This is a genomic window from Streptomyces cynarae (assembly GCF_025642135.1).
Classification (GTDB): domain Bacteria; phylum Actinomycetota; class Actinomycetes; order Streptomycetales; family Streptomycetaceae; genus Streptomyces; species Streptomyces cynarae.
This window is the reverse complement of sequence record NZ_CP106793.1, coordinates 4,836,341-4,852,605: the sequence shown is the minus strand read 5'-3', so window position 1 is coordinate 4,852,605 and position 16,265 is coordinate 4,836,341. Positions and strand designations below refer to the sequence as shown.

17 protein-coding genes are annotated in these 16,265 nt (G+C 71.5%); 7 read left to right on the top strand and 10 right to left on the bottom strand.

Features of this window, described 5'->3' with window-relative positions; translation table 11 throughout:
- The first annotated feature begins 135 nt into the window (after positions 1-135).
- Positions 136-315 carry a hypothetical protein gene (locus N8I84_RS22295; RefSeq protein WP_263231158.1) on the top strand — a complete coding sequence of 60 codons (180 nt, stop codon included), beginning with the start codon at positions 136-138 and terminating at the stop codon, positions 313-315.
- A gap of 45 nt (positions 316-360) precedes the next feature.
- On the opposite strand, the gene N8I84_RS22290 is transcribed toward N8I84_RS22295, so the two are convergent.
- The 3 genes from N8I84_RS22290 to nth all read right to left on the bottom strand — a co-directional run bounded on the left by N8I84_RS22290 (position 361) and on the right by nth (position 3,375).
- Positions 361-1,560, bottom strand: a complete 1,200-nt coding sequence (locus N8I84_RS22290) for a MarP family serine protease (protein WP_263231157.1) — start codon at positions 1,558-1,560, stop codon at positions 361-363.
- A 125-nt stretch (positions 1,561-1,685) separates the two neighbouring features.
- Positions 1,686-2,399, bottom strand: a complete 714-nt coding sequence (locus N8I84_RS22285) for an NUDIX hydrolase (RefSeq protein ID WP_263231156.1) — start codon at positions 2,397-2,399, stop codon at positions 1,686-1,688.
- 136 nt (positions 2,400-2,535) lie between these two features.
- Positions 2,536-3,375, bottom strand: coding sequence for an endonuclease III (nth, locus tag N8I84_RS22280; RefSeq protein ID WP_263231154.1), 840 nt, complete (start codon positions 3,373-3,375; stop codon positions 2,536-2,538).
- Positions 3,376-3,621: 246 nt separating this feature from the next.
- On the opposite strand from nth, the gene N8I84_RS22275 reads away from it, so the two are divergent.
- Positions 3,622-4,686 (top strand): LysR family transcriptional regulator, encoded by a 1,065-nt coding sequence (locus N8I84_RS22275; RefSeq protein WP_263231153.1) that lies wholly within the window; start codon positions 3,622-3,624, stop codon positions 4,684-4,686.
- Positions 4,683-4,928 (top strand): type 2 periplasmic-binding domain-containing protein, encoded by a 246-nt coding sequence (locus N8I84_RS22270; RefSeq protein ID WP_263231152.1) that lies wholly within the window; start codon positions 4,683-4,685, stop codon positions 4,926-4,928. The genes N8I84_RS22275 and N8I84_RS22270 overlap by 4 nt, the downstream gene beginning before the upstream one ends.
- Positions 4,929-5,352: 424 nt before the next feature.
- On the opposite strand, the gene N8I84_RS22265 is transcribed toward N8I84_RS22270, so the two are convergent.
- Entirely contained in the window at positions 5,353-5,619 is a 267-nt protein-coding gene (locus N8I84_RS22265; RefSeq protein ID WP_263231151.1) for a hypothetical protein, read from the bottom strand.
- 598 nt (positions 5,620-6,217) lie between these two features.
- Here N8I84_RS22265 and N8I84_RS22260 point away from each other — a divergent pair.
- Positions 6,218-6,892 (top strand): Crp/Fnr family transcriptional regulator, encoded by a 675-nt coding sequence (locus N8I84_RS22260; protein WP_103837943.1) that lies wholly within the window; start codon positions 6,218-6,220, stop codon positions 6,890-6,892.
- A gap of 154 nt (positions 6,893-7,046) precedes the next feature.
- Here N8I84_RS22260 and N8I84_RS22255 read toward each other — a convergent pair whose 3' ends face one another.
- The 4 genes from N8I84_RS22255 to N8I84_RS22240 form a co-directional block, all read right to left on the bottom strand.
- Positions 7,047-7,877 (bottom strand): MBL fold metallo-hydrolase, encoded by an 831-nt coding sequence (locus tag N8I84_RS22255; protein WP_263231150.1) that lies wholly within the window; start codon positions 7,875-7,877, stop codon positions 7,047-7,049.
- Between the two features lie 34 nt (positions 7,878-7,911).
- Positions 7,912-8,781, bottom strand: a complete 870-nt coding sequence (locus N8I84_RS22250) for an NUDIX hydrolase (RefSeq protein WP_263231149.1) — start codon at positions 8,779-8,781, stop codon at positions 7,912-7,914.
- A gap of 116 nt (positions 8,782-8,897) precedes the next feature.
- Positions 8,898-9,365 (bottom strand): RidA family protein, encoded by a 468-nt coding sequence (locus N8I84_RS22245; protein WP_263231148.1) that lies wholly within the window; start codon positions 9,363-9,365, stop codon positions 8,898-8,900.
- Positions 9,362-9,523, bottom strand: coding sequence for a DUF4177 domain-containing protein (locus N8I84_RS22240; protein ID WP_003981536.1), 162 nt, complete (start codon positions 9,521-9,523; stop codon positions 9,362-9,364). Before N8I84_RS22240 ends, N8I84_RS22245 begins: the two co-directional genes overlap by 4 nt.
- A gap of 209 nt (positions 9,524-9,732) precedes the next feature.
- Here N8I84_RS22240 and N8I84_RS22235 point away from each other — a divergent pair, with 209 nt between their 5' ends.
- Together N8I84_RS22235 and N8I84_RS22230 are read left to right on the top strand one after the other, a co-directional pair.
- A complete protein-coding gene (locus N8I84_RS22235) occupies positions 9,733-10,710 on the top strand; it encodes an ArsA family ATPase (RefSeq protein WP_263231145.1) in 978 nt (325 codons plus the stop codon).
- Complete coding sequence (locus N8I84_RS22230) at positions 10,707-12,173, top strand: ArsA family ATPase (RefSeq protein ID WP_263231144.1); 1,467 nt, start codon at positions 10,707-10,709, stop codon at positions 12,171-12,173. Before N8I84_RS22235 ends, N8I84_RS22230 begins: the two co-directional genes overlap by 4 nt.
- 399 nt (positions 12,174-12,572) lie before the next feature.
- Here N8I84_RS22230 and N8I84_RS22225 read toward each other — a convergent pair whose 3' ends face one another.
- Positions 12,573-12,911 (bottom strand): WhiB family transcriptional regulator, encoded by a 339-nt coding sequence (locus N8I84_RS22225; protein WP_200422454.1) that lies wholly within the window; start codon positions 12,909-12,911, stop codon positions 12,573-12,575.
- A 409-nt stretch (positions 12,912-13,320) separates the two neighbouring features.
- Between N8I84_RS22225 and N8I84_RS22220 the strand changes: the two genes are divergently transcribed.
- Positions 13,321-15,627, top strand: coding sequence for a transglycosylase domain-containing protein (locus tag N8I84_RS22220; RefSeq protein ID WP_263231143.1), 2,307 nt, complete (start codon positions 13,321-13,323; stop codon positions 15,625-15,627).
- A gap of 81 nt (positions 15,628-15,708) precedes the next feature.
- Here the strand turns inward: N8I84_RS22220 and N8I84_RS22215 are convergent, their stop codons facing one another.
- Positions 15,709-16,176, bottom strand: coding sequence for a GatB/YqeY domain-containing protein (locus N8I84_RS22215; RefSeq protein WP_263231142.1), 468 nt, complete (start codon positions 16,174-16,176; stop codon positions 15,709-15,711).
- Positions 16,177-16,265: the final 89 nt, after the last annotated feature.

The following is a 16,265-nucleotide window of genomic DNA, read 5'->3' as shown; positions in this document are numbered from 1 at the left end:
GCCGGTGACGCCGCGCATCCGCCCGGTATCCGGACGAGAACGCCTGTTCCACGAACGGCCACATGCCCGCCGCATAGGCCAATTGGGCGGCCCGGAAACGGTTATCGACCTTCGGGCGGGGGCAGACGTCCGGGTATGGGCTGGACGCACGACTACAGTGACGTAGCACGCAACCGCCGCTCGGCCACCGCGCCGAGCTCCCACCAGAGGGGAACCCCGCAACTGGCGGGCACGGACACCCAGGTGGGGATCCCCCGCATTCTGCGCCGCCGGGCCCGCTGGGTCTCGGTCCGTCTGCGCCACCCGCGCGGCTGAGCCGGCGCCCGTCCACGACACACGGCCGCTCTGGCCCGCCGGGCCTCACAGGGCACAGCTGTCGCTGTCCACCTGCTGGTTCGCCGCACGCCCCTGGGCGATGTCCTCACGGACCTCGTCCGCCGTCAGCGCGTACCCCGTGTTGGCGTCGTCCAGGGACTTCGCGAACACCACCCCGTAGACCCTGCCGTCGGGGGTGAGCAGCGGGCCGCCGGAGTTGCCCTGACGGACGGTCGCGTACAGCGAGTACACGTCGCGGCGCACCGTGCCGCGGTGGTAGATGTCGGGGCCGTTGGCCGTGATGCGGCCGCGGACACGCGCGGGCTGGACGTTGTACGCCCCGTTCTCCGGGAAGCCCGCGACGATCGCGCCGCTGCCTCCGGTCGCGTCCGTGGACGCGAACTTCAGCACCGGGGCGTCCAGGTCGGGCACGTCGAGTACCGCGATGTCGCGCCGCCAGTCGTACAGGACGACCTTCGCGTCGTACTTCCGTCCTTCGCCGCCTATCTGGACGGTGGGCTCGTCGACGCCGCCCACCACGTGCGCGTTGGTCATCACACGGCGGTCACCGAAGACGAAACCGGTGCCTTCGAGGACCTTGCCACAGCTCTGCGCCGTGCCCATCACCTTCACGATGGAGCGCTGCGCGCGCACGGCGACCGCGCTCCTGGCGAGGGCCGGGTCGGGCGGCTGGACCTCGTTGATGGGTTCGTTCGCGAACGGGCTGAACACCTGCGGGAAGCCGTTCTGCGCGAGGACCGAGGAGAAGTCCGCGAACCAGGTGCCCGCCTGTTCGGGCAGGGCGCGCGAGACGCCGAGGAGCACCTTGGAGCCGCGCACCTCGCGGCCGAGCGTCGGCAGCGTCGTACCGGCCAGGGCGGAGCCGATCAGCCAGGCGACCAGAAGCATCGCCACCACGTTGACGAGGGCGCCGCCCGTGGCGTCCAGGGCGCGCGCCGGCGACCAGGTGATGTGTCCGCGCAGCTTGTTGCCGAGGTGGGTGGTCAGGGCCTGGCCGACGGAGGCGCAGACGATCACCACGACGACGGCGACGACGGCGACGGTCGTGCCCACCTCGTGGTCGCCCGTCGCCCGGTCCCACAGGAACGGCAGCAGATAGACCGCGACGAGACCGCCGCCCAGGAAGCCGATCACCGACAGGATGCCGACGACGAAACCCTGGCGGTAGCCGACGACCGCGAACCAGACGGCGGCGACCAGCAACAGGATGTCCAGCACGTTCACTGCTTCAAGCCTCGCCTCGCCTCGTCACGTTCCGGTCGCCGTCGTCCGGCCGGGGACACGGCTCACCACACGGCGGCATGGCGGCACGCCGCTCCCCGGGAAGACACGGCACGGGGGTCACCTTGTCATGCGCGCCAGTCGAGCGGGACCTGCTTGTCGCGGTCCCAGGGGCGCTCCCAGCCTGCGTAGTGCAGCAGACGGTCGATGACGCCGGCCGTGAAGCCCCAGACGAGGGCCGATTCGACCAGGAATGCCGGACCTCGGTGGCCGCTGGGATGGACCGTGGTGGCTCTGTTGGCCGGGTCCGTGAGATCCGCCACGGGCACGGTGAACACCCGCGCCGTCTCGTTCGGATCCACGACACCCACCGGGCTCGGCTCGCGCCACCAGCCGAGGACCGGTGTCACGACGAAGCCGCTGACCGGGATGTAGAGCTTGGGGAGCACGCCGAAGAGCTGCACCCCGGCCGGGTCGAGCCCGGTCTCCTCCTCGGCCTCCCGCAGGGCCGCCCGCAGCGGTCCCTCACCCTTCGGGTCGCCGTCCTCGGGATCGAGAGCGCCACCGGGGAAGGAGGGCTGTCCGGCGTGCGAGCGCAGCGAACCGGCGCGCTCCATCAGCAGCAGCTCGGGGCCGCGCTCACCCTCGCCGAACAGGATCAGCACGGCCGACTGGCGCCCCGCGCCGTTCTCCGGCGGCAGGAAACGGCTGAGTTGGACGGGCTCGACGGTCCGCGCGGCCCGTACGACCGGGTCGAGCCAGTCCGGCAGGCCTTCCGTGCTCAGCCGCAGCCGCCCGCCGTCCGTGTGGTGCCTGTGGCCAGTGTTGCTCGCGTGCGTCATCGCCACCCCCGTTCTGCCGAACCCAACGCCCGCGGCACCACGGATCGTTCCGCACGTCCCTCGTGCGGGTGTCTCACCTCGCGGCCCGCCGCGACACGTCCCTTCCCCGGGTGGCGTGCCGCACCGCGCACGGCCGTCACCCGGCACCCAGCGGCGGGGCCGCCTTTCCGCCCGCGTCCAGGTACGCCTGCGGGGGCTTGAGCCGCTGGCCGGGGAAGCCGCCCTTCTCGTACTTCAGCAGCTTCCTCGCCTTCTCCGGGTCGGTCTCGCCCTCCCCGAAGGCCGGGCAGAGCGGGGCGATCGGGCAGGCACCGCAGGCCGGCTTGCGGGCGTGGCAGATTCGGCGCCCGTGCCAGATGACGTGGTGCGACAGGTCGGTCCAGTCACTCTTGGGGAAGAGCGCGCCGACGGCCGCCTCGATCTTGTCGGGGTCGGTCTCGTCGGTCCACCGCCAGCGGAGCACCAGCCGCTTGAAGTGCGTGTCGACGGTGATGCCGGGCCGCCCGAACGCGTTGCCCAGCACCACGAAGGCGGTCTTGCGGCCGACACCGGGCAGTGTGACGAGGTCCTCCAGCCGGCCGGGGACCTCGCCGCCGAACTGCTCCACGAGGGCCTTCGACAGGCCCATGACCGCCCTGGTCTTGGCCCGGAAGAAGCCGCACGGCCGGAGGATCTCCTCCACCTGCTCCGGGTCGGCGGCGGCAAGGTCCTCCGGTGTGGGGTACTTGGCGAAGAGGGCCGGGGTCGTCTGGTTGACCCTGAGGTCGGTGGTCTGGGCGGACAGGACCGTGGCGACCAGAAGCTGGAAGGGGTTCTCGAAGTCCAGCTCCGGGTGGGCGTACGGATAGACCTCGGCGAGTTCGCGGTTGATCCTGCGTGCCCGCCGTACCAGCGCCGTGCGTGACTCGGGCTTCTGCGGCTTCACAGCCGCCCGCACCACTGGGGGGACCGCCTTGCGCACCTTGCTCTCTGCCATGCAGGAAGGCTACGCCGACGCGGCAGGGGCCGGTGGTCGATCACCGGACCGCCGCACCCTCCCAGGCGCTCGAAGCCCGGTGTCGCCGACAGGGAGGCCCCGGACGCAGCGACGACTCACGCGGAACACCACGGGAGGGAACCCCATCCTCACTCAGACCACGCAGCCCGCACAGCCGGCGCAGTCCGATCTCGCCTCGACCTGGTGATCGAGGACCTCTTCGGGGGACGACGGTACGGCCGGCACGTGCGTCTGCTGGGTCGACCGCCCGGCCGCCGCATGATCCCGGAGTCCGAGAAGGGCCGCTCCCTCGCCGGGACCGACGCCGTCCGTCCCGCGTTCCGGGCTCACCTGCGGGTCGAGACGGTGCCCGGCGAGGGCGTCTACCTGATCTCGGAGCGCAGTGTCACCGCGCTGCGCGGCAGCCAGGCCGTGGCCCTGTGCCCGCTGCTGGACGGCAGCCGGGACCTCGACGCTCCGGCCGTCCAGGCGGGGCTCCCCGGGCCGTGGTGCGGGGACTGCTCGGAAAGCTTTCCACGGCCGGTCTGCTCACCACGGTGCACGACGCCGCCGGGCCGCCCGCCCGGCGGAACACCCCGTGCGTGCCTACTGGGAGCTGACATCGAGGCGCGCGAACTCCGGTACTTCATCGCGGTCGCCGAGGAGTTGAACTTCACGCGGGGGTCCGAGCGGCTGGGGATGGCCCAGCCGCCGCTCTCCGTGGCGATCGGCAAGCTCGAGCGGAAGCTCGGGGTGTCGTTGCGGGAGCGGAACAGCCGCAGGGTGAGCCTGACACCGGCCGGTACGGTCCTGCTCGAGCACGGCCGGATCGCCCTCGAGGGGCTGGGTGCGGCCGTGGAGCGGACCAAGCGGCGCGGGCCGGCCCCCGACCGGCTGACGGTGGCGGTGAAGGCCGACGGTTCGACCGATCTGCTGCGGGAGGTGCTGCGCCGCTGTGCGGATCAGCCGGGCATGCCCGAGGTGACAGCGGAGGTGGCGGCCTGGGGAGAGCCCTCGGTGGCGTTGCGCGAGGGCACGGCTGATGTGGCGCTGCTCCGGACGCCGTTCGAGCCGCGGGGGCTGGACACCGAGGTGCTGCTGGTCGAGCCGCGGGTGGCGGTGCTGCCCGCCGGGCACCGGCTGGCCGGCCGCAAGCGGCTGCGCCGGGCGGATCTGGCCGGCGAGCCGATGCCCCGCTGGGCCGGAGCGGACGAGCGTACGGCGGCCTACTGGGCCGGGCGCGACCCGGAGTCGGTGGACCGGGAGTGGCCGGACGAGCGCCACCCGCCACGCCGCAGGGACCCGAGGTGAGTGATCTGAACCAGCTCCTGGAAACCGTCGCGCTGGGGCGGGCGGTGGCCTATGTGCCGATGTCGGTGACCCGGCGGTACCGGCGGGACGACGTCGTCTCCCTGCCCGTCAGCGATCTGAGTGGCGGCCAGGTGCTGGTGGCCTGGCCGGAGGTGTCCCGCTCGGCGGCGGTGGCGACCTTCGACCGGCTGGCGCTTGAGGTCGCAGAGAGCCATCCGGACCGGGCCGCCGCGTTCGGCTGACGGGTCGCGTATCACGGACCGCCGGACCGGACCGCGGCACCGGATCGCGGCACCGGACGGCAGGACCAAACCGCGGCACCGGACGGCAGGACCAAACCGCGGCACCGGACGGCAGGACCAAACCGCGGCACCGGACGGCAGGACCAACCCGCGGCACCGGACGGCAGGACCAACCCGCGGCACCGGACGGCAGGACCAACCCGCGGCACCGGACGGCAGGACCAACCCGCGGCACTGGACGACAGGACCAAACCGCAGGACCGGATCGCGACACTGGACCGCGGCACCCGACCGCAGGACCGGACCGCAGGGACCCGCCTGCAGGACCCGACCGAAGGACCGGCCCACGGCCCGACCGCAGGTCCGTACCCATACCGCTCGGAGACGGTGTCAGGTGCGGCGACGTCTGTCAGGAGGTGCAGCCTCAGGCCGGGCCGGTCCGCGGAGCCGGCGGCTTGGCGTGGCTGGGCCGTGCCTCGTAGGCCACGGTCAGTCGGCCGCCGCCCAGGAGCAGCCGGGCGGTGTCCTGCCGCTGTTCGGCGCTCCCGTGCAGCCAGACGTTCGCGGCGGCGACGAACGAGGTGGCGCCGTAGCCGAGTCCGATCGAGACGTCCCGGCCGAACACCGGTCGCACCGCCCGGACCGACCCGTCCAACCGGGCCAGGCGGCCGGCACGAACTCGGCGTTTCACCCCGGCCGAGCGGAGGAGTGCCTCACCGCCCGGGACGAACCGGGCCTAGTCGTCGGCGGCCAGCACCTCCGCGTCGCTCAACGGACGACCGGGATCATCCGGACTGCCGAACAACTCCTCCAGCCGGACGACGCGGTCCCGGATCGCTGCTCCTCGTTCTCGACCCCGTCCGACGTGTTTGTTGTTGCATGTACCAGCATGTCGGCAGCGTGGCCGGACGGGCTCGACCGGTCCGTGAAGCCCGCCGGTGACCACCGTCCGCAGAGCACCACGCAGGCCGATTTGCGCAGTTTCCCGGGCGCCCGCGCCCCCTGTTCGCCCACAGCGGAATCACGTCGGTCCCCCCGGCCCGCCCGACCCAATCGCCCTGTTCCCACCGGCGATTTGGACACCCGGCCGGCCCGAAGCCCTGCACCGACATCCGCTCCGCACCCGGAAGATCAGCATCCAATTGGACCCCTGCCGCGTACCCCAGCCCATCGGTGCGGCATCCTTGTGACAGATCACACTGTTTGGACCGTCCGGCAAAATGGGGAACACGGTCCCCTGGTATCCGGGGGAGCAAGATCCCCTGAGCAGGTCGACAAGGAGAGAACTCGTGGACGACGTTCTGCGGCGCGCCCCGCTCTTCGCGGCGCTCGATGACGAGCAGGCCGCGGAGCTCCGCGCCTCCATGAGTGAGGTGACCCTCGCCCGCGGCGACTCGCTGTTCCACGAGGGCGACCCCGGTGACCGCCTCTACGTGGTCATGGAAGGCAAGGTCAAGCTCCACCGCACATCCCCCGACGGCCGCGAGAACATGCTGGCGGTCCTCGGCCCCGGCGAGCTGATCGGCGAGCTGTCGCTGTTCGACCCGGGCCCGCGCACGGCGACGGCCACCGCGCTGACCGAGGTCAAGCTGCTGGGCCTCGGCCACGGCGACCTCCAACCGTGGCTGAACGCGCGGCCCGAGGTGGCCGCGGCGCTGCTGCGCGCCGTCGCCCGGCGGCTGCGCAAGACCAACGACCAGATGTCCGACCTGGTCTTCTCGGACGTGCCGGGCCGTGTGGCCCGCGCCCTGCTGGACCTCTCGCGGCGCTTCGGCGTGCAGTCGGAGGAGGGCATCCACGTCGTGCACGACCTCACGCAGGAGGAGCTGGCCCAGCTGGTCGGCGCGTCCCGCGAGACCGTGAACAAGGCGCTGGCGGACTTCGCCCAGCGCGGGTGGCTCCGCCTGGAGGCGCGGGCCGTGATCCTGCTGGACGTGGAGCGGCTGGCGAAGCGGTCGCGCTGACCCTCGGCCTCGGTCGTACGGCTCCGGGTCCCGTCTCTCGTGAGGCGGGGCCCGTTGTCGTTTCCTCCACCGGGTCTGCCGCCCCGGAGATCCGCGCACGCCTGAACGGCGGAGTACGCGCGCGTGCACGGCGTCAGAACCCCGCGCGCAGGGCTCAGATCAGGCCGTGCTCCCTCAGGTAGTCCAGCTGAGCCCGCACCGACAGCTCCGCCGCCGGCCACAGGGAGCGGTCCACGTCCGCGTACACATGGGCGACGACCTCGCTCGGGGTGCGGTGGCCGTTCTCGACCGCCGTCTCGACCTGAGCCAGGCGGTGGGCGCGGTGGGCGAGGTAGTACTCCACGGCGCCCTGGGCGTCCTCCAGGACGGGCCCGTGGCCTGGGAGCACCGTGTGGACGCCGTCGTCGACCGTGAGCGACCTGAGGCGGCGCAGGGAGTCGAGATAGTCCCCCAGGCGGCCGTCGGGATGCGCCACCACCGTCGTACCGCGGCCCAGGACGGTGTCGCCCGTCAGCACGGCCCGGTCGGCCGGGAGGTGGAAGCACAGGGAGTCGGAGGTGTGGCCCGGCGTCGGCACGACCCTCAGTTCCAGGCCGCCGACCGTGATCACGTCCCCGTGGCCCAGTCCCTCGTCGCCCAGGCGCAGCGTGGGGTCCAGGGCGCGCACCTTCGTGCCCGTCAGCTCGGCGAACCGGGCGGCGCCCTCCGCGTGGTCGGGGTGGCCGTGGGTGAGCAGGGTGAGCGCGACCCGCTTCCCGGACTTCTCGGCCGTGTCGATCACGTTGCGCAGGTGGCCCTCGTCGAGCGGTCCGGGGTCGATCACCACCGCCTGCTCGGAGTCCGGCTCGGAGACGATCCAGGTGTTGGTGCCGTCCAGGGTCATCGCCGACGCGTTGGGCGCGAGGACGTTCACCGCGCGCTTGGTGGCCGGGCCGGAGAGGACCGCGCCGCGCGGCCGGCCGGGGAGGGCTGCGGCGTCCGTCATGCCAGGGCACCTTCCGTCGCGTGGGTCGCGTGGGTCATGCGGGCGCCTGGCCCGTCGGGATGTGCTTGGTGAACTCGTCGTGGCCGGGCCAGGACAACACGATCCGGCCGTCCTCCAGGCGGGCCGTGGCCAGGACGGGGGTCAGATCGCGGCCCGGCGCGGCCTTCAGCGCCTCGGCGGCGGTCGCACAGCCGATCAGCTGGCGCAGGGTCGCGATGGTGGGCGGCATCATCAGCAGCTCGCCCTCGTCGTACGCGGCCGCCGCCTCGGCAGGGCGGATCCACACGGTGCTGTCGGCCTCCGTGGAGGCGTTGCGGGTGCGCTGTCCCTCGGGGAGCGCGGCCACGAAGAACCAGGTGTCGTAGCGGCGGGGCTCGAACTCCGGGGTGATCCAGCGGGTCCACGCCCCGAGCAGGTCGGAGCGCAGGACCAGCCCCCGGCGCTCGAGGAACTCCGCGAACGACAGGTCACGGGCGACCAGGGCCGCGCGATCCGCCTCCCAGTCGGCGCCCGTGGTGTCGCCGACGACCGTGTCGGGGGCCGGCCCGGCGAGCAGCACGCCCGCCTCCTCGTACGTCTCCCGTACGGCGGCGCAGACGACGGCCTGGGCGGACGTCTCGTCGACGCCGAGGCGCTGGGCCCACCACGCGCGCGTGGGACCCGCCCAGCCGATCCTCAGGTCGTGGTCGCGCGGGTCGACGCCGCCGCCCGGGTAGGCGTACGCGCCTCCGGCGAACGCCATGGAGGCGCGTCTGCGCAGCATGTGGACGGCGGGTGCGCCGCCGTCGTCCCTGAGGAGCATGACGGTGGCCGCGCGCTTCGGGGTGACCGGGGTGAGCGTGCCCTCCGCGAGCGCGCGGATCCGCTCTGGCCACTCCGGGGGAAACCACTGCCCATTCGCCATGGGCGGAGGCTATCCCGTAGTGAGCGGATGTTCGAGAGGCAACGATCGCCCGCCGAGGGACGTCGTCCTCGCCCTCTCCAGGACGTCATCGCCCTCGCGTGTTCGGCGAGGGTCGATCACGCCTGCGTCAGCTCCACCTGGATCTCCACCTCGACCGGAGCGTCCAGCGGAAGCACCGCCACGCCGACCGCGCTGCGGGCGTGCACGCCCTTGTCGCCGAGGACCTCGCCGAGCAGTTCACTGGCGCCGTTGACGACACCGGGCTGGCCCGTGAAGTCGGAGGCCGACGCCACGAAGCCGACGACCTTCACCACGCGCGCGATGCGGTCCAGGTCGCCCGTCACGGACTTGACCGCCGCGAGCGCGTTCAACGCGCACGTGCGGGCCAGCTCCTTGGCCTCCTCGGCGGTGACCTCGGCGCCCACCTTGCCGGTCACCGGCAGCTTGCCGTTCACCATCGGGAGCTGCCCGGAGGTGTACACGTAGGGCCCCGACTGCACGGCGGGCTGGTAGGCGGCGAGCGGCGGCACGACCTCCGGCAGGGTCAGGCCCAGTTCGGCGATCCGGGACTCGACCGCGCTCACGCCTGCTTCTCCCGCTTCAGGTAGGCCACCAGCTGCTCGGGGTTGTTCGGCCCGGGCACGACCTGGACGAGCTCCCAGCCGTCCTCGCCCCAGGTGTCCAGGATCTGCTTCGTGGCGTGGACGAGCAGCGGCACGGTGACGTATTCCCACTTGGTCATGGGGCCGACTGTAGCCGCTGTGGCCCAAGGGACACTCGGTCGGCCACCATCGTGCCCACGACCTGGCGGAAAGCCGGGCGGAACGGCCGCCGCGGCCGCCGTGCGTGCCCGGCCGGGACGGCGCGGGCACCGGGCGGGAGGCCGACCGGGACCACCGTTGTCCACAGCCTCCCGCGTAGCCCGCGCGCGAACTGGTTAGGCTCGAGGACGTGAGCAGGCTCCAGGTCGTCAGCGGTAAGGGCGGGACCGGAAAGACCACGGTCGCCGCAGCACTCGCGCTCGCCCTCGCGACCGAGGGCAAACGCACCCTTCTGGTCGAGGTCGAGGGCAGACAGGGCATCGCACAACTCTTCGAAACGGAGGCGCTTCCGTACGAGGAGCGGAAGATCGCGGTCGCCCCGGGCGGCGGCGAGGTGTACGCGCTCGCCATAGACCCCGAGCTGGCGCTGCTGGACTACCTCCAGATGTTCTACAAACTGGGCGGCGCGGGACGGGCCCTGAAGAAGCTCGGCGCCATCGACTTCGCCACCACCATCGCGCCCGGCCTCAGGGACGTGCTCCTGACCGGCAAGGCGTGCGAGGCCGTCCGCAGGAAGGACAGGAGCGGCCGGTTCGCGTACGACTACGTGGTGATGGACGCGCCTCCCACCGGCCGCATCACCCGCTTCCTGAACGTGAACGACGAGGTGGCCGGCCTCGCCAAGATCGGCCCTATACACAACCAGGCCCAGGCCGTGATGCGGGTGCTGAAGTCCCCCGAGACGGCTGTGCACCTGGTGACGCTCCTGGAGGAGATGCCCGTCCAGGAGACCTCGGACGGGATCGCCGAACTGCGCGCGGCGAGGCTTCCGGTGGGCCGGATCATCGTGAACATGGTGCGGCCCACGGTCCTGGACCAGGCGGACCTCGACCTCGCGCACACGCTGCCGCGGACGGCCATCGCCCAGTCCCTCTCGGGCGCCGGGCTCGGCGGCGCGCGGCGCGGTGGACTCGCGGAGCGGCTGGTGGACCCGCTGCTGAAGCAGGCCGACGAGTACGCGGAGCGGTTCGGCCTTGAGCGCGAGCAGCGTGCCGTCCTCACGCGGCTGGGCCTGCCCCTGCACGAACTGCCGATGCTCGCCGAGGGAATGGACCTGGCGGGCCTGTACGAACTGGCCACGGAACTGCGTCAGCAAGGGATCTCATGAGCTCGGACCCGGCCCCCACGCACGACGACCAGGCCCCCGCACAGGCCGACACGGCATCCACGCACGACGACACCCACGACGACACGGCCCACCGGCACGCCGGGGCGGCCGATCCGGCCCACGATGCACCGTACGCCCACGACACGGGCTCCACGCGCGCGTTGAACCCGGTGCCCGTCCTGGAGATCGACCCGCTCCTCGACGATCCGCAGACCCGCATCGTCGTCTGCTGCGGCTCCGGCGGCGTCGGCAAGACGACCACGGCGGCGGCCCTTGGGCTGCGCGCCGCCGAGCGCGGCCGCAAGGTGGTGGTGCTCACCATCGACCCGGCCCGCCGGCTCGCCCAGTCGATGGGCATCGACGCGCTCGACAACACCCCGCGGCGGGTGAAGGGCATCGACGACGCCGCGCACGGCGAACTGCACGCCATGATGCTCGACATGAAGCGCACCTTCGACGAGATCGTCGAGGCGCACGCGGACCCCGAGCGGGCGGCCGCCATCCTGGGCAACCCCTTCTACCAGTCGCTCTCGGCGGGCTTCGCGGGCACGCAGGAGTACATGGCGATGGAGAAGCTGGGGCAGCTACGGGCGCGGGACGAGTGGGACCTCATCATCGTCGACACCCCGCCCTCGCGCTCGGCGCTGGACTTCCTGGACGCCCCCAAGCGCCTCGGGTCCTTCCTCGACGGCCGGCTGATCCGGGTGCTGATGGCCCCGGCGAAGATGGGCGGCCGCGCGGGGATGAAGTTCCTGAACGTCGGGATGTCGATGATGACCGGCGCCCTGGGGAAGCTGCTCGGCGGTCAGCTCCTGAAGGACGTCCAGACGTTCGTGGCGGCGATGGACACCATGTTCGGCGGGTTCCGCACACGCGCGGACGCCACGTACAAGCTGCTACAGGCGCCCGGTACGGCGTTCCTGGTGGTGGCGGCCCCGGAGCGGGACGCACTGCGGGAGGCCGCGTACTTCGTGGAGCGCCTGGCCGCCGAGGACATGCCGCTGGCCGGCCTGGTGCTCAACCGGGTCCACGGCAGCGACGCCGCCCAGTTGTCGGCCGAGCGGGCGCTCGCCGCCGCGGAAAATCTTGACGAGTCCCGCATTGTGGATCAGCGGGACGGGAAAGCTGGACTTCGTAACGCTCCCGACACGTACGGCAGTTCAGAATCCCCCTCATCCGGAGCGTCTGGCCCCGGCGCGGACTCCCCCACCGCCACGGACCAGGACCGGAGCGTCGAGCACCTCACCGTGGGTCTGTTGCGACTGCATGCCGAGCGTATGCAACTGCTCTCCCGCGAGCAGCGCACGCGTGACCGCTTCACCGCGCTCCACCCCGAGGTGGCCGTGGCCGAAGTGGCCGCACTGCCCGGCGACGTCCACGACCTCGCGGGGCTACGGGACATCGGTGACCGCCTCGCGGCCAACCAGCCCGATCGGCCCGAGGAGCGCGAGGCATACGCCTGAGCACCCCGACGCAGCCGCCGGGAGGCAGCCGAGACGGGTGTACGACCGCCGGACGCCCGGGGCCGCTCGGAGGGTCGAGGCAGGCATTCGGCCGTGCGCGGGCCCCACGGCACGGCAGTCGGCCTCGCAGGGCCCGGCAGGCAGGGCTGCTGACGCCTGCGCGCCGCCCGTGTCGGCGCGCCCGCCCGGTCGTGCCGCGCCGCACGCGGCACGGACGCGCGGCCGCGCAGGCCGTGACACCCCCGTCCCTGGCGGCACCTTCCTCGAACAGGGCCCTCGGACAGGCCCGTTGGAGGACACCTGCGAAGAGACCCAGGCCGGAGTGGAAGGCACGCCGAGGGCGCCATGAGGTGCCGTTGCCCGCCGACGGCGGGCGCCCGCCTCGGACGGTGGCCGCCCTCAGCTCACCGCCGCGTAGTTCTCGTACGTCTCTTCCTCAACGAGGGGCAGCAGGCCCGCCCCGCGCTCGTACTCCGTACGCGCGGTCTCCAGCAGGTGACGCCACGAAGTGACGGTCGGCCGCCTGCGCAGCAGTGCGCGGCGCTCCCGCTCGGTCATGCCACCCCACACGCCGAACTCGACGCGGTTGTCCAGCGCATCCGCCAGGCATTCCGTGCGTACCGGACATCCGGTGCACACCGCCTTGGCCCTGTTCTGCGCTGCTCCCTGAACGAACAGTTCATCCGGATCGGTAGTGCGGCAGGCCGCCTGCGCACTCCAGTCGGTTACCCAGCCCATACCGGCGCCGTCCTCTCCCGAATCGAGGCTCCCCCACGGCGGCAGCGGCATATTCACCGCCGCCAGTTGAGGACGTTACGGAAGGAGGGGACAGCGCAACACCCCCTTCGGGCCCAATCTTGAATGGTCCGAACGGACTATGGGTAAACGGCAGATCACCCGTGGGAGTGAGCTGGTAACGAACGCGACTTTCCGGACAGACCAGGGCAATTCAGCGGTGTCACAACGGACGCCTGGTGACACACAAGGCGAATCCGGGCACGCATCCGCCAAAAAAGTTCGAGGAACACCGGAACGATTCGGGGTCGCCGGACGTACTTGATACGTGGCCCTACTGCTGTGACAGTTGGGAGCAGCTTAGGCCAAGGCCTGTACGCGTGTCCGGCGAATGAGAACGTAGGCTGCCCTCATGCCAAAAAAGCGCTCGGGCGGGGGGCAGTCCCCTGTGCAGCAGGCCACCAAGTTCCTCGGAGTGAGTGTGCTCGCGGGGGCTGTGATGGCCGGCATCGCGCTGCCCGCCGCGGGTGCGCTCGGTCTTGTGGCCAAGGGGTCGGTCCAGGGATTCGACGACATCCCGGCCAATCTGAAGAGCCCCCAGCTGAGCCAGCGCACCACCATCCTGGACAGCCAGGGCGGCCAGATCGCCGCGGTCTACTCGCGCGACCGCACGGTGGTGGACCTCAAGGACGTCTCGCCGTACGTGCAGAAGGCGATCGTCGCCATCGAGGACTCGCGGTTCTACCAGCACGGCGCGATCGACCTGAAGGGCGTCCTGCGCGCACTGAACAAGAACGCGCAGAGCGGCGGAGTGGCCCAGGGCGCCTCCACGCTCACCCAGCAGCTGGTGAAGAACTACTTCATCGAGGAGGCGGGCGACGACCCGACCAAGGTCGCCCAGGCCACCCAGCAGACCCTCGGCCGCAAGGTCCGCGAGCTCAAGTACGCGATCCAGATCGAGGAGAAGCTCGGCAAGAAGAAGATCCTCGAGAACTACCTGAACATCACGTTCTTCGGCCAGCAGGCCTACGGCGTCGAGGCCGCCTCCGAGCGGTACTTCTCCAAGCACGCCAAGGACCTGAACCTCCAGGAGTCCGCGCTCCTCGCGGGCCTCGTCCAGTCGCCTACGCGCTACGACCCCGTGAACGACGCGGCGGAGGCCAAGCAGCGGCGCAACGTGGTGCTGCAGCGCATGGCCGACCTGCACGACATCTCGCAGGCGGACGCCGACAAGGCCAAGGCGACAGGGCTCGGCCTGCACGTGAGCCAGCCGAAGAACGGCTGCATCACGGCCGTCAAGGGCGCGGGCTTCTTCTGCGACTACGTCCGTGAGGCGTTCCTGAACGACCCGATCTTCGGCAAGACCCAGGCGGAGCGGGCGAAGATCTGGAACCAGGGCGGTCTGACGATCCGCACCACGCTCGACCCGCAGGCGCAGGACTCGGTGCAGAAGTCCGTCAAGGACCACGTCAACAAGAGCGACGAGGTGGCCACGGCCGCGACCATCGTCGAGCCGGGCACCGGCAAGATCCTCGCGATGGGCCAGTCCCGTCCGTACGGCTTCGGCAAGTACGAGACCCAGATCAACCTGTCCGTGGACCGGAACATGGGCGGCGGCGCCGGCTACCAGGGTGGTTCGACGTTCAAGCCGATCGTGGCCGCGGCCGCCATCGAGGGCGGCAAGCCGGCGACCCAGGAGTACTCGTCGCCGTACGAGATGGAGTACCCGAGCCCGGTCGCCGCCTGTGACGGCAAGCAGTGGAAGAACACGGACGGCACCAAGCTCACCAACGAGAACGAGACGGAGCACGGCCCGTACCGCATGAAGGAGGCGACCGCCAAGTCGGTCAACACCTACTACGTGCAGCTGATCAGCGACATCGGCATCTGCCCGGTCATAGACACGGCCAAGAAGATGGGCTTCCACCGCGCTGACGGCGCGCCCATCGCCCAGGCCCCGTCGATCGCGCTCGGCACCCAGGAGGTGTCACCGCTGACCATGGCGAGCGCGTACGCGACCTTCGCCGACCGCGGCACGTACTGCACGCCGGTCGCGATCGAGTCGATCACGCAGACCGTCGGCAACGAGAAGAAGTCCCTGCCGGTCCCGAAGTCGACGTGCTCGCGCGCGATGTCGGAGACCACCGCGGACACGGTCAACACGCTCCTGAAGGGCGTCGTCGAGGACGGTACCGGTACGGAGGCCGGACTCGGCAGCCGTCCCAGCGCCGGCAAGACCGGTACGACGGACTTCCGGTACGCCGCCTGGTTCGTCGGCTACACGCCGAACATGGCGGGCGCGGTCTGGGTCGGCGACCCGGCGCACAAGCGGCAGATGACCCACATCACCATCGGCGGCGTCAGCTATGAGAAGGTCTTCGGCGGCCAGGTCCCGGGCCCGATCTGGCGCGACATGATGACGGGCGCGCTGGCGGGCAAGCCGGCCCCGGACTTCAACCTCGTCGACATCCCGGACGACCACGGTGGCGACAAGGGCAACGGCGACGGTCACGACAAGGGCCGGGGCAACGGCAACGGCAACGGCGGGCAGCAGACGATCGGTGGACTGATCGGCGGCCTGACCACCGGCGGCGCGGCCGACAACGGCGGTACCGCCGGCGGACAGCTCCCGACGCCCACCTTCTCCCTCCCCGACGGCTTCATCCAGGGCACCGGAAACGGCGGCAACGGGAACGGCACCGGCGGGCGGAGGGGATAGCCCTTCACGACAGCGGGGGCGCCCCTCTCGATGAGAGGGGCGCCCCCGTCGGCGTATGCGCCCGCGAGCAGGCGAACCGGTTCAGCCGCTCGCGAGAAGCTGCTTGACCACGGCGGCGACGCGGCCGCCCTCCGCCTGGCCGGCCACCTTCGGGTTCACGATCTTCATGACCTGCCCCATGGCGCGCGGGCCCTCGGCGCCCGCCGCCTTCGCCTCCTCCACGGCCTGCGCGACGATCTGCCGCAGCTCGTCGTCGGACAGCTGCTTGGGCAGGTACGCAGCCAGCACCTCGCCCTCCGCCTTCTCCCGCTCGGCCTGTTCGGCGCGGCCGCCCAGAGCGAACGCGTCGGCGGCCTCCCGCCGCTTCTTCGCCTCACGGGTGATCACCTTGGTGACCTCCTCGTCGGAGAGCTCGCGCTTCTCCTTGCCCGCGACCTCCTCCTTGGTGATCGCGGCGAGCGTCAGCCGGAGCGTCGAGGAGCGGAGCTCATCGCGCTCCTTGATCGCGGCGTTGAGGTCTTCCTGCAGCTTCGACTTGAGCGTGGTCATGCCTCTGATTGTCGCAGGTGCGGCGGGGCGGGTGCCCGTACATTTCCGGGGCGTGGTGGGCGACCGGGACCGTCGGTGCCGATCCCGGG

Coding starts and splice junctions, on each gene's coding strand:
- N8I84_RS22220 (WP_263231143.1), top strand. CDS start 13,321: ATGCCAAAAAAGCGCTCGGGCGGGGGGCAGTCCCCTGTGCAGCAGGCC.
- N8I84_RS22240 (WP_003981536.1), bottom strand. CDS start 9,523: ATGACCAAGTGGGAATACGTCACCGTGCCGCTGCTCGTCCACGCCACG.
- N8I84_RS22215 (WP_263231142.1), bottom strand. CDS start 16,176: ATGACCACGCTCAAGTCGAAGCTGCAGGAAGACCTCAACGCCGCGATC.
- N8I84_RS22295 (WP_263231158.1), top strand. CDS start 136: ATGGGCTGGACGCACGACTACAGTGACGTAGCACGCAACCGCCGCTCG.
- N8I84_RS22250 (WP_263231149.1), bottom strand. CDS start 8,781: ATGGCGAATGGGCAGTGGTTTCCCCCGGAGTGGCCAGAGCGGATCCGC.
- N8I84_RS22225 (WP_200422454.1), bottom strand. CDS start 12,911: ATGGGCTGGGTAACCGACTGGAGTGCGCAGGCGGCCTGCCGCACTACC.
- nth (WP_263231154.1), bottom strand. CDS start 3,375: ATGGCAGAGAGCAAGGTGCGCAAGGCGGTCCCCCCAGTGGTGCGGGCG.
- N8I84_RS22230 (WP_263231144.1), top strand. CDS start 10,707: ATGAGCTCGGACCCGGCCCCCACGCACGACGACCAGGCCCCCGCACAG.
- N8I84_RS22255 (WP_263231150.1), bottom strand. CDS start 7,877: ATGACGGACGCCGCAGCCCTCCCCGGCCGGCCGCGCGGCGCGGTCCTC.
- N8I84_RS22285 (WP_263231156.1), bottom strand. CDS start 2,399: ATGACGCACGCGAGCAACACTGGCCACAGGCACCACACGGACGGCGGG.